Genomic DNA, 20,609 nt, shown 5'->3' with positions numbered 1-20,609 from the left:
TACCTGTCCGGATCACTGTGTCTCTCTTTCCTGAGTACGAGCCGTCGTGGCGGGGGCAGGACCGTCCTGCCGCTTCCGAACCGACCGCTCTCTGCGGACCGCCGTCACGCCACCCACCCCTCTGGGCAGGAACAGCAGCACGGCTATCAGCGCGATCCCGTAGACGATGATGTCGAAATTCCCGGTAGCGGACGGGAACACCTTCGGGATCAAGTCCTTGGACGCCTCGGAGAACGTGATGATCACCAGCGCACCGAGCGGCGCACCCCACGGGGTGCGCAGTCCACCGACCGAGGCGATGACGAGCAGTTGCACGGAGCTGAGGAGTCCTGCCTGACCGGAGTCCATGAAGGACGACCAATGGGCGTACAGGCTGCCCGCGATCGAGGCGAGCCCGGCCGCGAGCGCCAACGCGCCCCGGCGCAGCGCGGCGGCCGACACCCCGGCGGCCTCCGTCGCCACGGGGCTGTCGCCCAGCGCGCTCAGCGCGTCCCCTGCGGGGGACCGCAGCAGCGCGTCCACGGACAGCACGGCGACCAGCAGCACCCCGGCCACGAGGTAGTACACCGACAGGTCGCTGTCCAGCTCCACACCGAACGGCGCCAGCGACGGGATGCCCGCGAGGCCGTTCGAGGCGCCGGTCAGCGGCAGTTGATTGGCCAGGGAGCTGACCACCAGACCGAACGACAGGGTCGCCAATGCCAGGTACTGGCCCTGTGCCCGGAAGATGAACAGCCCCACGACGTAGGCCACGGCCATGGCCAGCGCGGCCCCGGCGGTCAGCGCGAGCAGGGCGTTGACGTGCCATCTGCCGGTGAGGATCGCGGAGGTGTACCCGCCGATGGCGAAGAAGGCGGCCTGTCCGAGGGAGATCTGGCCGGCACGGCCGACCAGTGGAACGAGGCCGAGGGCCGCCGTGGCCTGCAGACACATCAGCACGGCGACCGACATCGTGTAGAAGGGCACCCTCGTGAAGACGGCGGGGACCGTCAGCAGCAGTACGACGAAGACGGCGTACCCAGCGGCACGGGAGCCGACCAGGGCGTGTGCCCGGTGCGACGCGTTCATACCCGCACCACCGACGCCCGGCGCAGCAGCCCGGTGGGCCGCAGCAGCAGCACCGCGAGCAGCAGCCCGTAGGTGAGCGTGTCCTTGTACTCGCTGCTGAGATATCCGGTGGCGTACGCCTCCACCAGTCCGACCAGCAGCCCGCCGGCCACGGCGCCCGCCGGGGAGACGAGCCCGCCGATGACCGCCGCGGTGAAGCCCTTGAGCCCGAAGGGGATGCCCACTGAGGCGTCCGGCGGCTGGAGCGGAGCCAGGAACACCCCGGCCAGCGCGCCCAGCGCCGCGGCCAGGGTGAACGCCAGCAGGCTCATCCGGGCCGGCGAGACACCCACGAGACGGACCGCCTCCGGTTCCATGGCCGTGGCGCGCATCGCGCTACCCCACAGGGTTCTGGTGAGGAACAGCCACATCAGCAGGACCGCCACCCCGGTGGCCACCCCGCACCACACGTACTGGCGGACCACATGGACGCCGAACACCTCGAACGCGTCGCCCTGGGAGAAGGACGGGACGAAGTGGGAGTCGGGGCCGAACACGAGGAGCGCCGCGCCCTCAAGGGTCACCGAGGCGCCGATCGTCAAGATGATGAGCCGTTCGCCGTCGGCGTCCCGGGCTCGTCGGACGACGACGAGATCCAGTAGGGCACCGACGGCGGCGGTGACGGCGATCGCGGTCAGGGCAGCCGCCCACAGGGGCGTGCCCGCCTCGTGCAGCACCGCGCATGCCAGCCCGCCGAGCATGACGAAGTCGCCCTGCGCGAAGTTGATCACGCCGGTGACTTGGTACACCAGGGCAACCCCCAGCCCGACCAGTGCGTAGGTGGTTCCGGCTCCGAGTCCGGCAAGTGTGAAGTCGAAGAACTGCGACATGCGTGGCTACCGGATTCCGATCCTGAGTGACTGCGGTGCGGGAGCGTTCATCCGACGGGCCCTCCCAAGTAGGCCCGGACGACCCTGGGGTCCTCGCTCAGTCGGCCGACGGGGCCCGATGCTACGAGTTCCCCACGCTCCATGAGGTGTCCGCGCTCTGCCACCCGGAAGGCGACGCTCGCGCTCTGCTCGACCAGGACCAGCGTCGTGCCACGCACGGCCAGTTCCACGAGTGCGTCGGTCACCAGCCGGACCGCCTGCGGTGCGAGCCCCAGCGACGGCTCGTCCAGCAGCAGCAGTCTCGGGCGGCTCATCAGGCCTCGGCCGATGGCCACCATCTGCTGTTCACCGCCCGACAGAGTGCCCGCGGGCTGCCGCCGGCGGGCGACGAGCGCCGGGAAGAGGTCATAGACCGCGTCCAGCCCGGCTGGAGCCCGGTCCGCCGCGTAGCCGCCCAGCCGCAGGTTCTCCTCGACCGTGAGCCCGGCGAACACATGACGGCCCTCGGGAACGAGTACCAGCCCCGCCCGCGCCCGCAGCTCCGCCGGCCAACGGGTGACGTCCGTGCCGTCGAACTCGATGGTCCCCCGCCAGGGAGGGGCCAGGCCCGCCAGGGTGCGCAACAGCGTGGACTTTCCGGCACCGTTGGGCCCGATCACGGTCACGGCCTGCCCGGCGTCCACCGAAAGGTCCACTCCGTGCAGGGCCTCGATCCGGCCGTATCCGGACACCAGCCCGGTGGCCCGCAGCAGTTCGCTCACGTCTCCTCGCCCAGGTATGCGGCGCGCACCACGGGGTCGGCCGCGATCTGCTCGGATGTGCCGTCCGCCAGCAGCCGGCCATGGTCCAGGACCAGCACCCGGTCCGACACCGCGAAGACACCGGCGACATCGTGCTCGACCATCAGTACGGTCACACCTTCCGCCGCGATGTCCGTGAACAGTGCCGTCAAACCAGCGCTCTCCGCGCGCGCGAGGCCTGCGAGAGGTTCGTCCAGGAGCAGCAGTGCGGGGTCTCCCGCCAGCGCCCTCGCGATCTCCACCCGGCGCTGGAGTCCGTAGGCGAGGCTCTCCGCGGGCAGGTGTGCGTAGGGCCCTAGCCCTACCCTGTCCAGCAGTTCACAGGCCGTGCGGCGCTCGGCCTCGACCCGCTTCCTGGAGGTGGCCAGACCCAGGACGTGGCCCAGGGAGAGGTGCACACTTCGAGCAGTGCGCGGCAGCATGACGTTCTGCAGCACGGTCAGCGAGCCGAAGATCTGAAGGTTCTGGAAGGTCCTGGTCACCCCCAGGCGGGCGGTGCGCACGGGGTCGGCTCCGGTGAGGTCGTGGCCGTTCACGCAAATGGTGCCGGATGTCGGAGGTGCCACCCCGGAGAGGGCGTTCAACAAGGTTGTCTTCCCTGCGCCGTTGGGACCCATCAATCCGATCACGCCACCGCTGGAGTGGGAGAGGGTGAAGTCGTCCACGGCCTTCACCCCGCCGTAGCGCACCGTGAGTGCGGACACCTCGACCGACGTGGTCACCGGCCGCCTCGGGCGGCGCATATGGCTGACACTGTTCTCCTACACGTCTGTCCGACCATCAGGTGGGTCGGAACTCAACTCGCGCCGAGGGCGGCGCCATTGGTCTCCACTTAGACCGTTGGCCCGCAGTGGTTGTGACACCCCGCTGTTGAGGGGAGCTCGACCGCTCGTCACAGGGGCGAGCCGTCACTTGTCGAATGGGCATGACCGACTCACTGAACTCGAAGACGCACACCGCCGATCCGGTCGTCCTCATCAAGACCTACACCGTGCCGTGGAAGGAGGCCGACTACTTCACCGAGGCGTACCAGGAGAACGCCCGGATCATGTCGACGCAGCCCGGATTCATCCGCTCCCGGTTGCACCGCCCCCTGGCCGACGCCGCGGAGACGCGGTTCGTTCATGTCGCCGAGTGGTCCTCGGGCACCGAACTCGACAGGGCCACGGGCAACCCGGAGTGGCACGCCGCGCTCAAGCGCCTGTTCGACGACCCCGAACTCCACATCACGTCGGAGCCCGCGAGCCATCGCGTCGTCGTCGAGTTCCGTCCCTCCTGACGCGGACCCGACCGTCACGTCACTGTCACAACACACGGTGTTGAGCCGCGTGGATTCTCATGGCACCTACAAGCAGCTTCCCCCTATAGTCATCCTCGCATCGAGCTGCCTTGCGCCGACGGCCTGCCACGGCCGCTGGCCGCCGTGGCCCGATGCCCGTTACTTCTTTCATAAGGAGCATCACCTTGCACAAGTCACGAAGGGCAGCCGTTCTGCCCGTCGGTGTCACGGTGGGCGCACTCGTCGCGGGTGGCCTGCTGGCCTTGTCGGGAGCGGCACAGGCCGACACGGCGAGTGACACCTCGGGGAAGCGCCAGGAGGCCCTGCTCGCCGCGGCGGACGAGTATCACGTCCCGCCCGCTGTCCTGCTCGCCCTGTCCCACCAGGAATCGGCATGGGACGGACACGGCGGTCTGCCGAGCACCGACGGCGGTTACGGGCCGATGAACCTCACCGACGTCACCCCCGCCATGCTGGCCGGCGGCGGTGCCGGTGCCGCGGGCCGGGCCGACGTCGAGACCCTTGCCGCCGACCCCGCCCTCCACACACTGCGTCAGGCCGCGGAGCTGACCGGACTGTCGGCGCGGGACCTGCGCGAGGACGACGCCGCCAACATCCGGGGCGGCGCCGCGCTGCTGGCCTCGTACCAGCGCGACCTGGCCGGAGCGACACCCACGGACCCCGGCGAGTGGTACGGGGCGGTGGCCCGCTACAGCCAGGCCAAGCAGGAGAAGGCAGCGGCGAGCTTCGCCGACCGCGTCTTCCGCACGATGCGGGGCGGTGCCTCGGCCACGACCCCGGACGGCCAGCGCCTGCGCCTTGCTGCCGACCCCTCGGTCACCCCCGACCGGCAGCAGATCGACGCGCTGCACCTGAAGAAGGCGTCCACGGCGACCGCTGCCGAATGCCCCACGACCGTCGACTGCACCTTCGTCGCCGGCTCTCCGGTCGGCGGGCAGGTGGCCGACCGGCCCACGAACGGGATCCGCATCGACACGATCGTCATCCACGACCTGGAGTCCACCTACGACGCCGGTGTCGCGGGTCTGGCCAACCCCACGAACCCCGCCTCGACCCATTACGTCATGTCGTCGTCCGGTGCGGTCACCCAGATGGTGCCGACCAAGGACATCGCCTTCCACGCCGGTAACTACTCGACCAATTTGCACTCCATCGGGATCGAGCACGAAGGCTACGCCGCTCACGGCGCCGCCTGGTACACGGAGTCGCAGTACCAGGCCACGGCCGACCTGGTGAAATACCTGGCCGAGCGCTTCGACGTACCGCTGGACCGGCAGCACGTCATCGGCCATGACAACGTTGCCGGGCCGAACTCCGCGCTGGTCGCCGGCATGCACTGGGACCCCGGTTACGCGTGGGACTGGAACCACTTCATGGGCCTGCTCGGGGCGCCGGTCAGCGGTCTGCCCGAGGTGCCGCAGCCGGGCGAGGTCGTGGCGATCACGCCCTCGTTCACGGAGAATGTGCAGACCATCCAGGTATGCCCCTCCGACGACCCCACCGGACAGACGCCCACCTGCACCGAACGGCAGCAGCAGGCCAACTTCGTCTACCTGCGCACCGCCCCCGACGAGACCGCCCCGCTCTTCGGCGACCAGGCGATCCACGGCACCGCCGCGGGCACCAACCGGGTGAACGACTGGGGCAGCACGGCACAGGCCGGTCAGCAGTTCGTGGTGGCCGAGGTGCGGGAGGACTGGACCGCCGTCTGGTTCAGCGGGGCGAAGGTGTGGTTCCACAATCCGGGCGGCACCAACACCCGTGTCCGGTACGGTGTGAAGATCATCAAGCCCGCCGAAAACACGCCGGCGGCACTCTACGGCTCCAGCTATCCCGACAAGGCCGAGTATCCGGCCGGTCTCGGCGCCTCCACGCAGGCCCCGTTGAGCATGTACTCCATCCCGGCCGGACAGGCGTACGTAGCCACCCAGGACGCCTCGGCCACAGACGACTACTTCCCGTCCAGCGGAGCGGTCGTCATCGGCGGGAAAAAGATGTACACCGTGCAGTACAACCATCGCGTCGCACTCGTCTACGCGAACGGTGTCACCGCGACCACGGCGACGCACCACTGGGAGAACGGCAGCATCTGACCGTCGGCACGTCGCCGTCGTCAGCGGCGGCGAGGTGACCTCCTTTTCCGGTGTCGTCCCGATCCGGGTTACGCTCCCGCCCGCGGTCGGGTGGCCTTCCTCGAAGGTCACCCGACCGCGGGCGTTCCGCTGCCGGACACCGCTCCCCCGTCAGGACGGCACCCGGTCAGGTTCGTGGCGTGAACGGACGGTGTACAGGAGGTCGCCGTCCTTGGGCTTGCCGGTGCGCAGGGCCCACAGGCTGTCGTAGCCGGTCCCGACCGTCGTGGTGCCGGTGAAGCCGAGCGTCAGCGACCGGTCGGTGTCACGCACCTCGACGTCGGTGCGGATGAGCAGGGCCTGGCCCAGCGAGGACCCTCCATGGGTGCCGCGCACGGTCCCCCACATCCAGGCGGTGTGGCTCCCGTTCGGTACCACGCCGTCGGTGTCCGGCACGGCGAGCGCGGAGTACGCGGGTCACCGTTGCGCTGGATACGGAGGAGGTCGGAGAGCGGCTCGCCGTCCCGCCCCGTGACGTGCACCCGCAGGTGGTGCGTCTCCTCGCGGGTGCTGACGGCGAGGAGAGTGCGGGTGAGCGGGCGGCCGTCGACCACGCCCGCGACCTGTCCGGTGAACCGGTGGTCACGAGCGGCACGGGGAGCGCGGCGGAGGCTGCCGCCGAGAGCGTCGGCCTGGATCGCGGCGACAAGGGTCCCCTCGTGTTCCTCGGTGCGCAGCTGGACGGGCCGTGGCGCGGACACAACCGTGTGTGTCCGGGAGCCAGGCGTACGTGCGGACGACGCGGCCGGAAGAAGGTCTCGCGTCCGGCCGCTCACAGCCAGTTGCGGCGGGCTGCCGCCACGTCGGCACCGAACCGGTTGGTGGTGCCCAATTCCGCGTACAGGTTCTGGATCCGGCGGCGCAGGGTCGGGTCGAGACGCCGAACTGGCGGGCGATGGCGTCGTCCTTGACACCGGCGGCGAAGAGGGCCAGCAGCTGGCGCTCCTCGTGGGTCGGCCGCCGCGCGCCGCCGCCCGGACCGGCTCTGTCCGGTGCCGGTGCCGCCGAGCTGTCCGCCGCGCTCGGACGGGCGGCGACGGCCCAGTAACGGTCGAAGAGTTCGGACAACACCTCGATCAGGGGCGGCGCCTCGGTGTAGAGGCAGTCAGTGCTGCCTCCTTCCAGGGTCAGCGACACCATGGCTACCGAGCGGTCGACCAAGACGAGCTTGACGGGCAGCGCGGGCACCACTCGGGCCTCCTCGCCACGGGAGACCAGCCTGCCCAGGTCCTGCCAGCCGCCGCCGTCGTCGAGGCTGGCGGCGGCTTAGACGGCCCGTACCCGCACCCCGCGGCGGATCACTGTTGGGCCTCGCCCACCGGCGCACGGAGCTGACCGTCGCGGCCTCGCACCTCAAGGGCGCGGCCGGAGCCGGCGCGATCCGCACGGCGACCGTGGAGGTGTCGTACGACGACGGCGCCACCTGGCACCGGACGCCGCTGCGGAAGTCGGCGGACGGCTGGACGGCACGGCTCGACGCACCGGGCAAGGCGTGCTGGGCAAGCTTGCGGGCGACGGCGAAGGACACCGAGGGCAACGGCGTCGGCCAGACCCTGATCCGCGCCTTCGGCCTGCGCTGAGCGCCGGGTGGTGAACATCTCCGGTCGCGTGCCACGAGGTCATCGAGACGAGGCCTCGGGTTCGTCGAACAGCTTCGAGAGGAAGGCGTCGGTCCCGAGCCGCGACGACTCCGTACCGGTCGGGACGTGCCGGTACGTGCGGTCGAGCCACTCCTCCAGTTCCGGGACGGGCAAGCTGAAGATGGCTATGTCACCGTGTGCGTTGACCTGGAGCCACGCGGTCTCCCGGTCGGTGGGGGTGTCGGCCCACACCTGGACGTCCCCCAAGCCGCTCGTGGTGCGCAGGCCTTCGTGGAGCAGGTCACGGCCGACATGCCAGGTGACCGGTGGGGCGCCCTCGGGAGCGAAGCGGATCGTGACGAGGAGAGGGTGGTCGGGATCGTAACGAAACTCCGTTGGAACGTCCTCCCAGTCGAGAGCACCCGTCATCTGGCTGAGACACAAGGAGAGAGGGAGGAGAGCGTGTGCGGCCGAGTGTTGTGCCTGCACACTGTGGTGGTCACCGCTCATGACGGCCATTCCTTCCAGTTGAGCGATAGGGGATCACAGTCACTGTGATCCCGGACAGCCGGAAGTTCATCCGTCGGTTGACGGTCGGACACACAGGGAGACTCGCTGGAGAGGAGCGACGCGGCACACCAGACCGTGGCGCGGACAGATCACTGTCGGCACATACCACAACAGTGCCTCTCATCGTGGCAGAACAGTGGCACCTACGACTAGTGTGACGGCACGTCGGGCACGCGCTGATCGTGCCCGACGGGGCCGCTCGAAACATGTGACGCTCGCTCGCGGTGTTCCGCGACCGGTTCCAGAGGAGAGCAGTGAATCGACGTAAGTTCATGGCCTCGGCCGCCGCGACGGCGGGCGCGGCCAGCGCATTGCCGGTCATGCCCCGTCAGGCTCAGCAGACCCGCCATCGCAATCGCCACAACGTCACGTTCGTCCGGGACGGCATCCCGGGCCGTGAGCGCACGGTGTAGGTTCTGCATGACCCCGGCGCCGTTTCGAGTGAGGGTGAACTCCTCCTTCGTAGCGCCCAACAGCTGCGCCACTTCAGCACGCACCTGGACCATGGCCGATTTTGCTGGACTACGACGAGATGCAGCAGGCGATGAATTCGCTCACCCGTCGCCGGGGTGCGAGGGTTGTCAAGTTCTCCGTACCCGAGCTGGCCACGACCGCGAACATCCTGGATGCCTACCAATCACGGTGGAACAAGGCGCCCGCCGGCCTGAAACTGCTCCGGATCTCACATCTGTCCAATCGGACCAGAATCGTGATGCCGGTCCGGGAGATCGTGCGCATGGCACACGCCCGAGGTGTCGCCACACTTGTGGACGCCACCCAGACGACACCGCACGCCACGGAGCGGTCACCAGCTTTCGGCTTCCTGCGATGAGGGATTACGCGCAGGCACAGAAGATGGCCACGCCGCTGCTCAAGAAACACCGTGTTCTCACGGTCGCACGCACGGGTATCGCGCGGGGCAGCACTGTCCGGGTGACTCCCACGCTGTACAACACGCGCCAGGAACTCGACCGTCTCGTGGCGGCGCTCCAGCAGGAAAGCGGCGCCTTCGTGTGATGCCGGTCCCGGTCGCGCAAGTCCGCTCAGCCCGAGGTCGGCTGGTCGTCTCCGAGCACGGCCAACGCCGCGGAGAGCCTGCCGCGGCTGGTGATGCCCAGGCGTGGATAGATCCGGTACAGGTGGGCTCCGACGGTCCGGTGCGAGATGAACAGGCGCTGCCCGATCTCCCGATTGCTCAACCCCTGCGAGGCCAACTCGGCGATCTGGCGTTCCTGGACTGTCAGACTCTCGCCCTTGCTCGGGCGCCGACGCCCGTCCGACTCCCCCGCGGCCCGCAACTGCTCACGTGCCATGTCGGCCCAGGGCTGCGCACCGACTCGGTCGAACTCGTCCCGTGCGAGCCGCAGGGGCTTGCGCGCATCCACGTTCCGACGCTGCCGACGCAGTCGGCGGCCGTGCTGCAGATGAAGTCGGGCACGCGACAACGGCCACGTGTCCGGCAGTGCGGAGAGCGCGGAGTCGTAGCACTCCTCGGCGGTGTCGTCCGGGGCGAGGACTGCCGCACTGTAGGTGCGGGCGACGATCATCATTTCCGAGGGCAGCTGGTCCGCCAACTCCGGCAGCTCGGCCAGCAGTTCTCGCGCCCGTTCGCTCCGGCCCGCGGCCGTGGCCGCGTCCACCAGGTCCGGAACCAGCAGCCAACGACTGGTCGAGTGGTAGTGCGGGTCGGTCTTGTCGAACGCACGCGCGAGAGCGTCGTAAGCCTCCACGGCGCGGCCGTCGAACAGGGCAAGGAGACCGTCGACCTGCTGCGCCATGACGCTCGCGAAGGGCATGGCGGGGAAGAGGCTGTGCGCTCTCAGCTCCCGGACGCTCCGAGCCGCGGCTTCGCGCTCTCCCCGCAGCACCGCCGCGAGCGCCGATGTGGCCTTGAGACCGAGCCACACGATCCACTCTCCGGTCTCCTCGGCGAGCGCGATCCCTTCTGCGGACTCTTCGCGGGCCTGGGTCAACTGCCCGAGGTAGAGACGTGGCCAGGATCCAGCCAGGGACCGCGCGAGCAGCCCGAGACGGCCCTGCGACCGCCACACGGAAGCCGCCTGGGCCAGGTAACGCGTGGCACGGCTCACGTCACCGATGACCATCGAACCACTGCCGAGGTAGTGCAGCAGCCGGCCGTCCTCTCGGTCCGGCTGGAGCTTCTCGAGCCGTGCGATCAGGTCGGTCCCACGGCGGTACGGCTCCGTGTAGGCCCGCACCGTCAGGACGTGGGGGGCGTCCGGGTCAGGCTTCCACCGGTCCAGTTCGGCGGCGGCCTGGGCACGCACGCGTGCGTCGCCGTCCTGGAAAAAGCATCGGGCCGCCGCACGCCACAGCAGGTTCTCCGCGACGTTCGTACTTCCGACGCCGAACGCCCCCGCTGCCGCGTCGATCATGTCCTGAATGCGGCGTTGCGGCTCATCGGGCTCGAACGCGGCCTTGTCGGAGACCAGCATGAGGCGGGCCCGCTCCGTGGGGCCCAGCTCCGCCAGGTCGGCTCTGTCCAGCAGGATCTGGGTCTGGACCCGGTCGTTGATCTCGCTGGCCAGCTCGGCCGCACGGACCAGAAAACCGGTCTGGCGACGTGCGTCGTGCACCAGCTCGCCGGCCTGACGCAGGGCCGGTATGGCCGCGGCCAGTTGCCCCCGTTTCTGGGCCTCGTCCGCGAAGCGCTCCAGCTGGCCGGCCAGTTCGTCGTCCGGCCCGAGCGTGGCCGCGGCGAGGTGGACGAGCCGCCGCCCAGGTGTTCCCTCCAGCGTCTCGGCCAGGGCCCGGTGGGTGGACAACCGGTCGGCGACGGTGGCCCGCGTGTAGATCGCGGAGCGCATCAGGGGATGCCGGAACTCGGGTGTGCGACCGGTCAGAACCACCAGCCCGGCGTCGACGGCCTCCTGCAGGGCATACACGGAGACTTCCGAACCCGCGAGACGGCTTGCCACGTCGAGGAGCTGAATCAGTGGTGCGGTGGGCTCCGCCGCCAGGACCAGGAGGAACGTCCTGCACTCGCGGGTGAGCGAGTCGGTGCGGGAGGCGAACGCGGTCTCCAGTCGCTGGGTCAGGGGCAGATCGTCGACTACGGGCGAGATGCCCTGAGCTGCCCTCGGTAGTTCGACGAGCGCGAGAGGGTTACCGGCGGCGCGCTCCAGGATGCGGGTCCGTACCGCGTCAGCCAGGCCCGGGGCGTCGGCGTCGAGCAGTTCGGCCGCCGCCGCCGGGGAGAGGGGCTCCAGAACGAGTTCGGCGTGAGTGCCCAGGGTGTACATGCCCGGTGACGAGCTTCGTGCCGCGCCGATCATGAGGATGGGGAGGTCCCGGGTACGCCGGGCCACGAATCCGAGCACGTCACGGCTGGACGAGTCGACCCATTGGAGGTCATCGACGAGCAGCAGGAGGGGCTGGCGGTCGGCGGCATCGGCGAGCAGCTCGAGCACCGCCATCCCTACCCGGTAGATCTCGGGTTCCCCGTCACTGGCCCCGAAGGCGCCACCGAGGGCCTTCTGGTAGGGGGCCGGCAACGTCTCGGCTCCACCGAGAACCGGTTGGAGCAGCAGGTGCAGTGCGGCGAACGGCAGCCACTGCTCGGTCTCAACGCCGGACGTGCGCAGGACTCTGACGCCCTTGGCCGAAGCATGAGAACCGAACGTGCGCAGTAGAGAGGACTTGCCGACACCGGCGTCTCCGCGGACGAGTAGCGCGCCTCCGTTGCCTGCCACCGTGCTCGAAAGCAGGCCGTGCAGAACCTCCCGTTCCGCGTCCCGCCCGATCATGCGTTGGGCACCGCTGCTCTCAACGTCCGCTGCATACCTCTGACATCGGCCACGCTTCCGGATTTTACCTGTCCCTGACTTCCTCCGTTGAGGCGGGTGCGGCTGAGTCATCAGTCGAACGACTACGTGATGACTCCATACCCACGGCCGTCGCGGACCTCGTCCGCCGCCGCGGTCGCCGAACGTGACGAGTCGGCCACACAAGGTCGGCACGAGAAGGGCGTACCTACGCAGCCGGCCCACCGACTGGGTCGGTGGGCCGGCTGCGAGGACAGGGCGAACCGAAGCGCCTACCGCTTCCAGAGGTTCCAGTAGCCGGCCTCGAGGTCGTTGTCGCAGTAGTAGCTGTTGCTGGGATCGCCGCTCTGGTACACGACCTTCACGGCGAGGCACTGCGCCTGTGTGCTGTAGCTTCCGACCATGGTGTCGGCGTGGGCGACTGCGGCTCCCCCGACGGTGACGCCCGCCGCGCCGAGCGCGACGAGGCTCGCGGAAACGAGCTTCCTCTTCAAGCCCTGCAATATCATCTCGAACCTTTCCCTTCCCTAACAGCGCGGTGCTCGCGCTGCACGGTGACGAGTGAATGTAACGTGTGACACCGTGGCATAGTGATCAACGGACGGCAAGCGTCAGATCCTGCCCCGCTCAGGGCGTCTCTCTGGCCTCCGTGACACCGCCGTCCAGGTGCCTCCGGTGTGTCGTGTGACGTGGCTCCAGGGCCGTATCCTCGGCACATGTGCGCTGGTGGCCGATGCAGACCGCGCACTCCGGGAAGAGCGGGCACAGGCCTGACTCGATGACACCCTTCTACGACGACACGTAAGAGAGTGACGACAGGTGGATTTCAAGCTGGAAGTCGTAGTGCTGCCCGTCGCCGACGTCGACCGGGCGAAGGCCTTCTACGAGGCGGTCGGGTTCCGCCTGGACGCCGACCACGTCACGGACGAAACCTACCGGGTCGTCCACATGACACCCCCGGGTTCGCCCTGCTCGGTGCTCTTCGGCACCGGCGTCACCCTGGCCGCCCCGGGGTCGTCCAGGGGCCTCCACCTCATCGTCTCGGACATCTTCGAGGCCCGGGACCAGCTGGTCGGCCGGGGTGTGGAGGTGGGCGAGATCTATCACGACACCAGCGACATCTTCCACCGCTGCACGGGCGAGAAGTGGCGCGGCGGACCCGACCCTCAGCGCCGCAACTATTGTACGTACGCGGACTTTTCCGACCCGGACGGCAATGGCTGGGTCCTTCAGGAGGTGCCCAACCCGTAGGGCCTCGTCGTGTGTCTGGGTAGACGTCGTGCGTGCCGCTCGTCGGCGTGATCGTGAACGTCTGGTCCAGGTACGTGTCCCAGCCGCCCGTGTTCTCCACCCGCCCCGTCCTGCCACGGTGTCGCACCGTACTGGTAGGCGCCGGCACTGGGCTGCGGTTCGGTGTAGCCGTCCGTGGCCGGGGGCCGCACCAGGCCGTAGTTGCGTGCCGGTGAGGAGGAGTCGAGGGTGTAGTCGTGGTGCGCGGGGTCCGTGAACTGCGGACCGTCGGCTATGGGCAGGTTGTTGATGGAGGATGCCCCGGCTGTGGTGTCGGCGTCGCCGATGTTGCTGGCCACCTCCCGTGTCCGAGTAGGTGCCCGGGAAGAGGCTGACCAAGCGGAACGGCGGCCAGGCCACTGCCCTGAACCGGCCCCTTCATGGTCATGGGGGCCTCGGCGCGCCGGCAGGCGGCCAGACGCCGCTGCCCTCGTGGAGGGCGAGGGCGGGGGCCAGTGTGCCCTCCTGATCGATGATCTCCCAGGGAAGCGTGACGACCGACGGCCGACCTACGGCTGAGACCAGCCGCAGCGCGGACATGGGGCCGCGGAGATGGATCATTCCCCCAGGCCGCCCAGCTCACCCACGACGTGCTGGAGCGCCGGCCTGAAGATCTCACTCCCCGTCATACCTGGCCCCACGCCACCAAGCAACGCTTCCGGGCCGGGCGCCTACTCGTGCAGTTCGCAGCCCGGCGCGGGAGCGTCCTCGGACAGAGGCGCGCCGTGCGGCATTACGTACAGGACGTCCAGGACTACGTCGTCCGCACCGCGGTTCTCACCGATGTGCACGTGGTCCGCGCCCGCCGGCTCCTTCAGGAAGCTGCCCTTCTTGTACACGCCGTCCGGGGCGCAGTTGCTGTCGAAGTGGCTGAGCGTGCCCTGCTTGACGTAGGCGAACAGGGTGCCGTCGTGGTAGTGCCATCCCGTCGCCTGACCGGCGGGGATGGTGATCTCACGGAGTACGTAGTCCCGGCCGCCCTCGGTCCACTGCGCCAGGATCGTGCCGCTGACGCCGGGCCCGCCGGGCGTGGCCCGGGCGATGCCAGGGGTCAGCGAGAGTCCGACGAGCGCGGTTCCCACTGCTGCTGCACGTAACGTAGTGCGCATGGTGATTCCCTTCGAACAATGAGTGATTGACCGGCCGCGGGATGCCGACGACCAGTTCACACGACACACTGTATTACTACTGCACCCGCCATTGACAGTGTGATTGCGTCACCGGCTCGCCAGAAACACGTCAGTGGGCGCCCACGCGGCCGGTTAGTGTCATCGCAAATGGAGATATTCCGTCGCCCCATGAGCAACATCACACCAAACAGTGTGACCGAAGGGCGTACTCAAACATCCCATCATTCTACGATGCTGGTCATGCGCAGTGAGGAAGAACAAGTGCGCGGTCCAGGCGACCGCGACGGCGTCGACACGTCCACGAACCTCTCCGAGGATCGCGTCACGGGCCGCTCCGGGCGATGGCGAGGCCGTCTGCTCGTCGCCGGACTGGTCCTGACCGCGTGCAACCTGCGGCCCGCTGTCACCAGCCTCGGCCCGCTGCTGGAGGAAGTGCGGCACGGACTCCACATGAGCGCGGCCGTCGCCGGTGTGCTCACTTCCGTCCCCGCCCTGTGCTTCTCCGTGTTCGGTGTCGCCGCTCCGCGGCTTGCCCGGCGCCTTGGCCCCGCGCGCGTGGTGGCCCTGGGCATGGCAGCCGTCGCCCTGGGCCTGCTCGTGCGTCCCTGGGTCGGTTCGGTGCCCGGGTTCCTGACCGCGAGCGCTCTCGCGCTCATGGGCATCGCCCTCAGCAACGTGCTGATGCCGGTCATCGTCAAGCGCTACTTCCCCGACAGGGTCGGCGCCATGACGGGTCTCTACTCGATGGCCCTCTCGCTCGGCACGGCCGTCGCCGCCGGAGTGACCGTTCCGGTGACGAGGGCCCTGGGAGGTGACTGGCGACTCGGCCTCGCGGTCTGGGGCGCTCTCGCGGTGGCGGCCGTCCTGCCCTGGCTACCCTTCGTCCGGAAGGGCGAGCCGGCCACCTCCTCCGGCGCGGACCGGTCGGCCGGGGCGCGGACGGCGGACCACCCCGTACCCCGCGTGTCACGGAGCCGCACGGCCTGGGCGCTCGCGGTCTTCATGGGGCTCCAGTCCACCGGTGCCTACATCACCATGGGTTGGCTGCCTCAGATCTACCGCGACGCGGGCCTGCCCGCCGGCACCGCGGGGCTGTTGCTGGCCGTCACCATGGCGGTGGGTGTCCCCCTCGCGTTCACCATTCCACGGATGGCGGCGCGCCGTCCGCACCAGGGCCCGGTCGTCCTGGTCCTGGGTCTGGCGGGACTCGTCGGTTACGCCGGGCTGTACTTCGCCCCGGTGGGCGGCGCCTGGGCGTGGGCCCTCATCCTGGGCGTCGCCAACTGCACGTTCCCCCTAGCGCTGACGATGGTGAGTCTGCGGGCCAGGACCAGCACGGGCGTGGCCCAACTGTCGGCCTTCGCCCAGAGCGTGGGGTACCTGCTGGCGATCCCGGGACCGATCCTCATCGGAACGCTCTACGAACACAGTGGCGGCTGGGGTCTGCCGATCACGGTGATGAGCGCGCTGCTCGTACCGCAGATGGCCGTCGGATACGTGGCGGGCCGCGACCGCGTCGTCGAGGACGAACTCGCCCACCGTTGACGGGGGCGGAAGCGCCGCGAAGGACCAGTGGCACCGCCCGCACGCCCGCGCTCCCGCGGTCGTGCACGAAGAGGAAGAAGATCATGTTCGAACGCATACTCGTTGCTGTCGATTCCAGCTCCACCCGTCTGTCCACCGTTCACTCGGCCGCCGCGATGGCCCGGCTGACGGGTGCCAGGGTCCGGGTGCTGCACGTTGCCGCGTCCGCTGCCACGCTTGCCACTGTTGTTCCCCTGGAGGACGACTCGGAAGCGGAGTCCGTGCTCGACGAAGCAGTCGGCGTGCTGCGCCGGAGCGGGGTCGCGGCCGAAGGAGTCATGGTCCATGCGCTCACCACTCGGATTGCCGGCGTGATCTCCGAGACCGCGGCCGCGTGGAAGGCGGACCTTCTGGTACTGACACCGCACCACCGCGACATGTTCGGCGCGCTGTGGGACCCCCGTGTGAGCGACGCCGTCGTTCACACGGGGCGCACCGCCGTACTCCTGGTGCCGGAGGGCGACGGGAACGATTCGGCCGAACTGCCGGCGACAGACCGGTAGGGCCCGGCCCCAGCCGTCCGGCACCCCGTGCACGCCGACGCGCGACCGAGCAGTACCCGGTCGCGCGTCGGTCGGGGACGAAGACCTCGTAGGGACGGAGCGATGGGCTAGGACCAATGCCGTTGTTTTAACTGTTCGGCGTAGGCTGCTGCGTACTGCTCCCGGGGGTGGTGCCAGTGTCTGTGAGTGTGTCTGATTTATCGGGTCTGGGGCTGTTGACCTGGGTGTATCCGCCGGGTCTGGTGGATCGTGTGGTGGCTGCCTGCGGGCGGGTGGAGCAACGCAGACGGCTGCTGCCGGCCCGGCTGGTGGTGTACTTCGTGCTCGGCCTGGCGCTCTTCTCGCCCGCTCCCTATCTGGAGGTTATGCGGCACCTGGTCGAGGGCCTGCGGGGTCTGGGACTGCTGGGTGACTGGCGCATTCCGGCGAAGTCCTCGCTGTTTCGGGCCCGGCAGCGGCTGGGGAGTGAGCCGCTGCGGGTGCTGTTCACCGCGACGGCGAAACCGCTGGGCACCGAGAGCACGCCGGGGGTGTTCTGGCGGGGCCTGCGGCTGCTGGCGGTGGACGGCACCTGCTGGGACGTCGCCGACACGGTGGCCAATGAGGCCGCCTTCGGCCGCCCGGGCAACGCCCGCGGCCCGGAGAAGAGTTCTTTCCCGCAGGTGCGGATGGCCTGCCTGGTGGAGACTGGCACGCATCTGGTGCTGGACGCGGAGCTGGCCGGCTGCCGCACCGGTGAGGTCACCCTGGTCCGGCGCCTGCCCCGCTCCTGCGGGCCGGGCCAGCTGGTGCTGGCCGACCGCGAGTTCCTCGGCATGTCGTTGTGGCGGGCCTTCACCGACAGCGGCGCCGATCTGTTGTGGCGGGTGCCCGCCAATCGCGTCCTGCCAGTCGAGCGGGTGCTGCGGGACGGCTCCTGGATCTCCCGCATCCACGCCAGCACCGACTCCGCGAAGCGGGATCCGGTCACCGTGAGGGTCCTGGCCTACCGGCTCGACCACGCCGGCCCGGCGGCCGGCGACTACCGGCTGGTGACCAGCCTGCTCGATGCCCGCCGCTTCCCGGCGCGTCAACTGGCCGCGCTCTACCAAGAGCGCTGGGAAGTCGAGTCGGTCCTGGCCGAGCTCAAGACCCGCCAGCGCGGCGCGCACACCGTGCTGAGCAGCAAGACCCCGGACGGGGTGCTGCAGCAGATCTGGGCCCACCTGCTGGTCCACCGGGCCCTGCGTGAGCTGATGTTTCGCACCGCCGCCTCCGGCGGCCTGGATCCGGACCGGATCTCCTTCACCGAGACCCTGCGCTCGGCCCGGCGCAGCGTGACCGTCACGCCGGGCCGTTTTTCCCCCTGACCTCCTGGTCCAGGCGCTGGTCCTGCTCGAGCACGACCTGTTGGAGCGGCTCCTGCCGGTCAGACGCCTGCGCAGCCAGCCCCGTGTAGTCAAACGCAAGATGTCCAACTACAGGCTCAAACGGACCGAACACCGGACCTGCCCCCAGCCCGCCCGCGGCGGTGTCCAGGCCGTCCGCATCCAACGACCCCAACCCGCGAATCCGTAAAGCAACGGCATTGGGGCTAGGACCGGTCCTCGGGTGCCACGTACTCGAACGTCGGGCCCGCGGCCCGGCCGTCGTCGTCCTGAAGGGCCATCAGGCCCTGCGCCTGTGCCTTGAGTGCGTACATGGTGCCCACGGACATCCCCAGCATCGCCGGGTTGCCGTTGAACGCCTGCTCCAGCATTTCCAGTGTCTTGCAGTAGGTCTGGTTGAACACTTCCTGCGCGGCTCGGATCGCGCTGCCCTCGGGGTGGTCGGCCAACCGCGGGTTGGGCCGTACGGGGCGGATGCCGGCCTCGTCGACGGTCACCGCCTCGCCGGTGGGACCGGAGTCGGGCGTGTCACCGGTCTGGTAGCGCCGGCCCAGCGCGAGTTCCTGGAAACGGTAGTAGTGGGAGACGGCCTGGGTCTCGGGGTGGAACATGTCCTTGTCCCCGTCCCATACCTCGGCACGGGCGGCACCCTCGCCCTGCTCGACGATCTCCTCCAGGGCGGCGAGCGCCGAGCTGAGGTCGGTGACCGGAGCGAGGTGCCCCGCCGTGTGGACGAACGGGCCGCCGGCGACCTGACGGGCCGGGTCCCCGACGAAGACCTGGTCCTCGCCCAGTTCGGCGCACAGGTGCCGCAGGCCCCTCTCGATCGCGTCGTAGAACTGGCCGATCGTCTCGTAGTGATCGCCTTCGGCCGGGTCGCCGGGGTGGGCCGGCTGTTCCAGGCGCAGGAACAGCTTGAGCGCCTCCTGGCCGAACGGCAGGAGGGACAGCTCGATGGACGGATCGGCGTGCGGCATCGTCCGTGGGTGGGGCGGCAGCAGGTGGGGGGCGTCGAGGACAGGCCGGCCGCCGACCGCGTTGAGCAGGTTGGCCGCCAGCGCGAGGTGGATCATCTCCTCAACGAAGACACCGCTGATGAGCTGTACGGCGTCCGCGTTCCGCTCCGGGTCCAGGGAGTAGAGGGCTGTCAGATAGGGAGGCAGCGTGGAGTGTTCGACCTCGATGGCCCACTGCAGGTGTCTGCGCAGATCGTCCAGCGTCGCGATGCCGGTCGCCGATGCGGGGTCGAGCGTGTCGGTCTGGTCCTGAGACATGGGGGGCTCATTTCGGTGTCGTAGCGCAAGGGGCCCCGGCCGCCGGGCATCGCGGGAGCCGACGGAACGGGCACGTCGTTGGGGTCGCTGCTCTGACCGGCGGAGCCGGACATCTGTGACACGGACCCGAACTCCGCAGGTCGTTCACACTGTTTCGGTCACGTCACCTGCTCATTTCGACGCACTCTGTGCGTGAGATAGTGTCATGTTCGTCGGCCGACGGGTGGCCGTGCCTCGGTTCCCGGCCACGTTCCGCTGGTCAAGTCTGTGACCCGGCCCCTCTGGGCCTGTTCCTCCGTCCCCGCTCGGGGAGTTCTCCGAAAGGTGTGTCTCATGGCTGAGTTGTTCTACGACTCCGACGCCGATCTGTCCATCATTCAGAACCGCAAGGTCGCGGTGATCGGTTACGGCAGCCAGGGCCACGCCCACGCGCTGTCGCTCCGCGACTCCGGTGTCGACGTCCGCGTCGGTCTGCACGAAGGCTCCAAGGCCAAGGCCAAGGCCGAGGAGCAGGGCCTGCGCGTCGTGTCGGTGGCCGAGGCCGCCGCCGAGGCCGACGTCATCATGGTGCTCATCCCCGATCCCATCCAGGGTGACGTCTACGAGGAGTCCATCAAGGACAACCTGAAGGACGGCGACGCGCTGTTCTTCGGCCACGGCCTGAACATCCGCTACGGCTTCGTCACACCCCCGGCCGGCGTGGACGTCTGCATGGTCGCCCCCAAGGGCCCGGGCCACCTGGTGCGCCGTCAGTACGAGGAGGGCCGCGGCGTTCCCTGTCTCGTGGCCGTCGAGCAGGACGCCACGGGCAACGCCTTCGCGCTGGCCCTGTCGTACGCCAAGGGCATCGGCGGCACCCGCGCGGGTGTCATCAAGACGACCTTCACCGAGGAGACCGAGACCGACCTCTTCGGCGAGCAGGCCGTCCTCGCCGGCGGTGTCACCGCGCTGGTGAAGGCGGGCTTCGAGACGCTGACCGAGGCCGGCTACCAGCCGGAGATCGCGTACTTCGAGTGCCTGCACGAGCTGAAGCTGATCGTGGACCTCATGTACGAGGGCGGCCTGGAGAAGATGCGCTGGTCGATCTCCGAGACCGCCGAGTGGGGCGACTACGTCACCGGCCCGCGCATCATCACGGACGCCACCAAGGCCGAGATGAGGAAGGTCCTCGCCGAGATCCAGGACGGCACGTTCGCCCGTGACTGGATGGACGAGTACCACGGCGGTCTGAAGAAGTACAACGAGTACAAAAAGCAGGACTCCGAGCACCTCCTGGAGACCACTGGCAAAGAGCTGCGCAAGCTCATGAGCTGGGTAGACGAAGAGGCGTGACATCCGGACAGGCCGGTGGGCGCGC

Annotated in this window: 22 protein-coding genes; 11 read left to right on the top strand and 11 right to left on the bottom strand. The window is 69.2% G+C overall.

The features are described 5' to 3' along the window. Nucleotides 1–12 precede the first annotated feature (12 nt). The 4 genes from N5I75_RS32400 to N5I75_RS32385 are packed head-to-tail and all read right to left on the bottom strand — an operon-like array spanning nt 13 to nt 3,402. Nucleotides 13–1,068 (bottom strand): branched-chain amino acid ABC transporter permease, encoded by a 1,056-nt coding sequence (locus N5I75_RS32400; RefSeq protein WP_476683493.1) that lies wholly within the window; start codon nt 1,066–1,068, stop codon nt 13–15. Next, nucleotides 1,065–1,937, bottom strand: a complete 873-nt coding sequence (locus tag N5I75_RS32395; RefSeq protein ID WP_476683491.1) for a branched-chain amino acid ABC transporter permease — start codon at nt 1,935–1,937, stop codon at nt 1,065–1,067. Before N5I75_RS32395 ends, N5I75_RS32400 begins: the two co-directional genes overlap by 4 nt. A gap of 47 nt (nt 1,938–1,984) precedes the next feature. After that, nucleotides 1,985–2,698, bottom strand: a complete 714-nt coding sequence (locus tag N5I75_RS32390) for an ABC transporter ATP-binding protein (RefSeq protein WP_476683489.1) — start codon at nt 2,696–2,698, stop codon at nt 1,985–1,987. Beyond that, nucleotides 2,695–3,402 (bottom strand): ABC transporter ATP-binding protein, encoded by a 708-nt coding sequence (locus N5I75_RS32385; RefSeq protein WP_476683488.1) that lies wholly within the window; start codon nt 3,400–3,402, stop codon nt 2,695–2,697. Before N5I75_RS32385 ends, N5I75_RS32390 begins: the two co-directional genes overlap by 4 nt. 260 nt (nt 3,403–3,662) lie before the next feature. On the opposite strand from N5I75_RS32385, the gene N5I75_RS32380 reads away from it, so the two are divergent. Together N5I75_RS32380 and N5I75_RS32375 are read left to right on the top strand one after the other, a co-directional pair. Beyond that, nucleotides 3,663–4,016 carry an antibiotic biosynthesis monooxygenase family protein gene (locus N5I75_RS32380; RefSeq protein ID WP_476683486.1) on the top strand — a complete coding sequence of 118 codons (354 nt, stop codon included), beginning with the start codon at nt 3,663–3,665 and terminating at the stop codon, nt 4,014–4,016. A 185-nt stretch (nt 4,017–4,201) separates the two neighbouring features. Beyond that, nucleotides 4,202–6,130 (top strand): N-acetylmuramoyl-L-alanine amidase, encoded by a 1,929-nt coding sequence (locus N5I75_RS32375; protein WP_476683484.1) that lies wholly within the window; start codon nt 4,202–4,204, stop codon nt 6,128–6,130. Nucleotides 6,131–6,280: 150 nt separating this feature from the next. On the opposite strand, the gene N5I75_RS32370 is transcribed toward N5I75_RS32375, so the two are convergent. Further along, entirely contained in the window at nt 6,281–6,565 is a 285-nt protein-coding gene (locus tag N5I75_RS32370) for a hypothetical protein (RefSeq protein ID WP_476683481.1), read from the bottom strand. A gap of 908 nt (nt 6,566–7,473) precedes the next feature. Here N5I75_RS32370 and N5I75_RS32365 point away from each other — a divergent pair. Then, the gene (locus N5I75_RS32365; protein ID WP_476683479.1) at nt 7,474–7,749 is read left to right on the top strand and encodes a hypothetical protein; all 276 of its coding nucleotides are present in this window, start codon (nt 7,474–7,476) and stop codon (nt 7,747–7,749) included. A gap of 39 nt (nt 7,750–7,788) precedes the next feature. Here the strand turns inward: N5I75_RS32365 and N5I75_RS32360 are convergent, their stop codons facing one another. Then, nucleotides 7,789–8,178, bottom strand: a complete 390-nt coding sequence (locus N5I75_RS32360) for an SsgA family sporulation/cell division regulator (RefSeq protein WP_476683477.1) — start codon at nt 8,176–8,178, stop codon at nt 7,789–7,791. Between the two features lie 395 nt (nt 8,179–8,573). Between N5I75_RS32360 and N5I75_RS32355 the strand changes: the two genes are divergently transcribed. The 3 genes from N5I75_RS32355 (at nt 8,574) to N5I75_RS32345 (ending at nt 9,336) form a co-directional block, all read left to right on the top strand. Beyond that, nucleotides 8,574–8,732 (top strand): twin-arginine translocation signal domain-containing protein, encoded by a 159-nt coding sequence (locus tag N5I75_RS32355; protein WP_476683475.1) that lies wholly within the window; start codon nt 8,574–8,576, stop codon nt 8,730–8,732. A gap of 101 nt (nt 8,733–8,833) precedes the next feature. Continuing rightward, nucleotides 8,834–9,151 carry an aminotransferase class V-fold PLP-dependent enzyme gene (locus N5I75_RS32350; protein WP_476683473.1) on the top strand — a complete coding sequence of 106 codons (318 nt, stop codon included), beginning with the start codon at nt 8,834–8,836 and terminating at the stop codon, nt 9,149–9,151. After that, nucleotides 9,148–9,336 (top strand): hypothetical protein, encoded by a 189-nt coding sequence (locus N5I75_RS32345; RefSeq protein WP_476683471.1) that lies wholly within the window; start codon nt 9,148–9,150, stop codon nt 9,334–9,336. The genes N5I75_RS32350 and N5I75_RS32345 overlap by 4 nt, the downstream gene beginning before the upstream one ends. A 26-nt stretch (nt 9,337–9,362) precedes the next feature. Here the strand turns inward: N5I75_RS32345 and N5I75_RS32340 are convergent, their stop codons facing one another. Next, entirely contained in the window at nt 9,363–12,086 is a 2,724-nt protein-coding gene (locus tag N5I75_RS32340; RefSeq protein WP_476683469.1) for an ATP-binding protein, read from the bottom strand. A 290-nt stretch (nt 12,087–12,376) separates the two neighbouring features. Beyond that, nucleotides 12,377–12,598, bottom strand: a complete 222-nt coding sequence (locus N5I75_RS32335; protein WP_476677931.1) for a hypothetical protein — start codon at nt 12,596–12,598, stop codon at nt 12,377–12,379. A gap of 325 nt (nt 12,599–12,923) precedes the next feature. On the opposite strand from N5I75_RS32335, the gene N5I75_RS32330 reads away from it, so the two are divergent. Beyond that, entirely contained in the window at nt 12,924–13,355 is a 432-nt protein-coding gene (locus N5I75_RS32330; protein WP_476683467.1) for a VOC family protein, read from the top strand. Here N5I75_RS32330 and N5I75_RS32325 read toward each other — a convergent pair. Together N5I75_RS32325 and N5I75_RS32320 are read right to left on the bottom strand one after the other, a co-directional pair. Continuing rightward, on the bottom strand, nt 13,334–13,693 hold the full coding sequence (locus N5I75_RS32325) for a hypothetical protein (protein ID WP_476683466.1): 360 nt from the start codon (nt 13,691–13,693) through the stop codon (nt 13,334–13,336). The genes N5I75_RS32330 and N5I75_RS32325 overlap by 22 nt on opposite strands. 372 nt (nt 13,694–14,065) lie before the next feature. Continuing rightward, nucleotides 14,066–14,503, bottom strand: a complete 438-nt coding sequence (locus N5I75_RS32320; RefSeq protein ID WP_476683464.1) for a cupin domain-containing protein — start codon at nt 14,501–14,503, stop codon at nt 14,066–14,068. 261 nt (nt 14,504–14,764) lie between these two features. Here N5I75_RS32320 and N5I75_RS32315 point away from each other — a divergent pair, with 261 nt between their 5' ends. The 3 genes from N5I75_RS32315 to N5I75_RS32305 all read left to right on the top strand — a co-directional run bounded on the left by N5I75_RS32315 (nt 14,765) and on the right by N5I75_RS32305 (nt 17,960). Further along, nucleotides 14,765–16,069, top strand: coding sequence for a CynX/NimT family MFS transporter (locus tag N5I75_RS32315; RefSeq protein ID WP_476683462.1), 1,305 nt, complete (start codon nt 14,765–14,767; stop codon nt 16,067–16,069). Then, entirely contained in the window at nt 16,066–16,611 is a 546-nt protein-coding gene (locus N5I75_RS32310; RefSeq protein ID WP_476683460.1) for a universal stress protein, read from the top strand. The genes N5I75_RS32315 and N5I75_RS32310 overlap by 4 nt, the downstream gene beginning before the upstream one ends. Nucleotides 16,612–16,778: 167 nt before the next feature. Next, nucleotides 16,779–17,960 carry an IS4 family transposase gene (locus N5I75_RS32305; protein ID WP_476683458.1) on the top strand — a complete coding sequence of 394 codons (1,182 nt, stop codon included), beginning with the start codon at nt 16,779–16,781 and terminating at the stop codon, nt 17,958–17,960. Nucleotides 17,961–18,184: 224 nt separating this feature from the next. Here N5I75_RS32305 and N5I75_RS32300 read toward each other — a convergent pair whose 3' ends face one another. Further along, complete coding sequence (locus tag N5I75_RS32300) at nt 18,185–19,252, bottom strand: ferritin-like domain-containing protein (protein WP_476683456.1); 1,068 nt, start codon at nt 19,250–19,252, stop codon at nt 18,185–18,187. A gap of 333 nt (nt 19,253–19,585) precedes the next feature. Between N5I75_RS32300 and ilvC the strand changes: the two genes are divergently transcribed. After that, nucleotides 19,586–20,584 carry a ketol-acid reductoisomerase gene (gene ilvC / locus N5I75_RS32295; protein ID WP_476683454.1) on the top strand — a complete coding sequence of 333 codons (999 nt, stop codon included), beginning with the start codon at nt 19,586–19,588 and terminating at the stop codon, nt 20,582–20,584. Nucleotides 20,585–20,609: the final 25 nt, after the last annotated feature.

It is taken from the genome of Streptomyces sp. R818 (genome assembly GCF_056172735.1).
This window is presented reverse-complemented; position numbering and strand designations above follow the sequence as displayed.

Bases quoted from the DNA above. Each gene is read 5' to 3' on its own strand.
- ilvC (WP_476683454.1), top strand. From the start codon at position 19,586: ATGGCTGAGTTGTTCTACGACTCCGACGCCGATCTGTCCATCATTCAG.
- N5I75_RS32400 (WP_476683493.1), bottom strand. From the start codon at position 1,068: ATGAACGCGTCGCACCGGGCACACGCCCTGGTCGGCTCCCGTGCCGCT.
- N5I75_RS32300 (WP_476683456.1), bottom strand. From the start codon at position 19,252: ATGTCTCAGGACCAGACCGACACGCTCGACCCCGCATCGGCGACCGGC.
- N5I75_RS32380 (WP_476683486.1), top strand. From the start codon at position 3,663: ATGACCGACTCACTGAACTCGAAGACGCACACCGCCGATCCGGTCGTC.
- N5I75_RS32345 (WP_476683471.1), top strand. From the start codon at position 9,148: ATGAGGGATTACGCGCAGGCACAGAAGATGGCCACGCCGCTGCTCAAG.
- N5I75_RS32315 (WP_476683462.1), top strand. From the start codon at position 14,765: ATGCGCAGTGAGGAAGAACAAGTGCGCGGTCCAGGCGACCGCGACGGC.
- N5I75_RS32395 (WP_476683491.1), bottom strand. From the start codon at position 1,937: ATGTCGCAGTTCTTCGACTTCACACTTGCCGGACTCGGAGCCGGAACC.
- N5I75_RS32320 (WP_476683464.1), bottom strand. From the start codon at position 14,503: ATGCGCACTACGTTACGTGCAGCAGCAGTGGGAACCGCGCTCGTCGGA.
- N5I75_RS32360 (WP_476683477.1), bottom strand. From the start codon at position 8,178: ATGACGGGTGCTCTCGACTGGGAGGACGTTCCAACGGAGTTTCGTTAC.
- N5I75_RS32340 (WP_476683469.1), bottom strand. From the start codon at position 12,086: ATGATCGGGCGGGACGCGGAACGGGAGGTTCTGCACGGCCTGCTTTCG.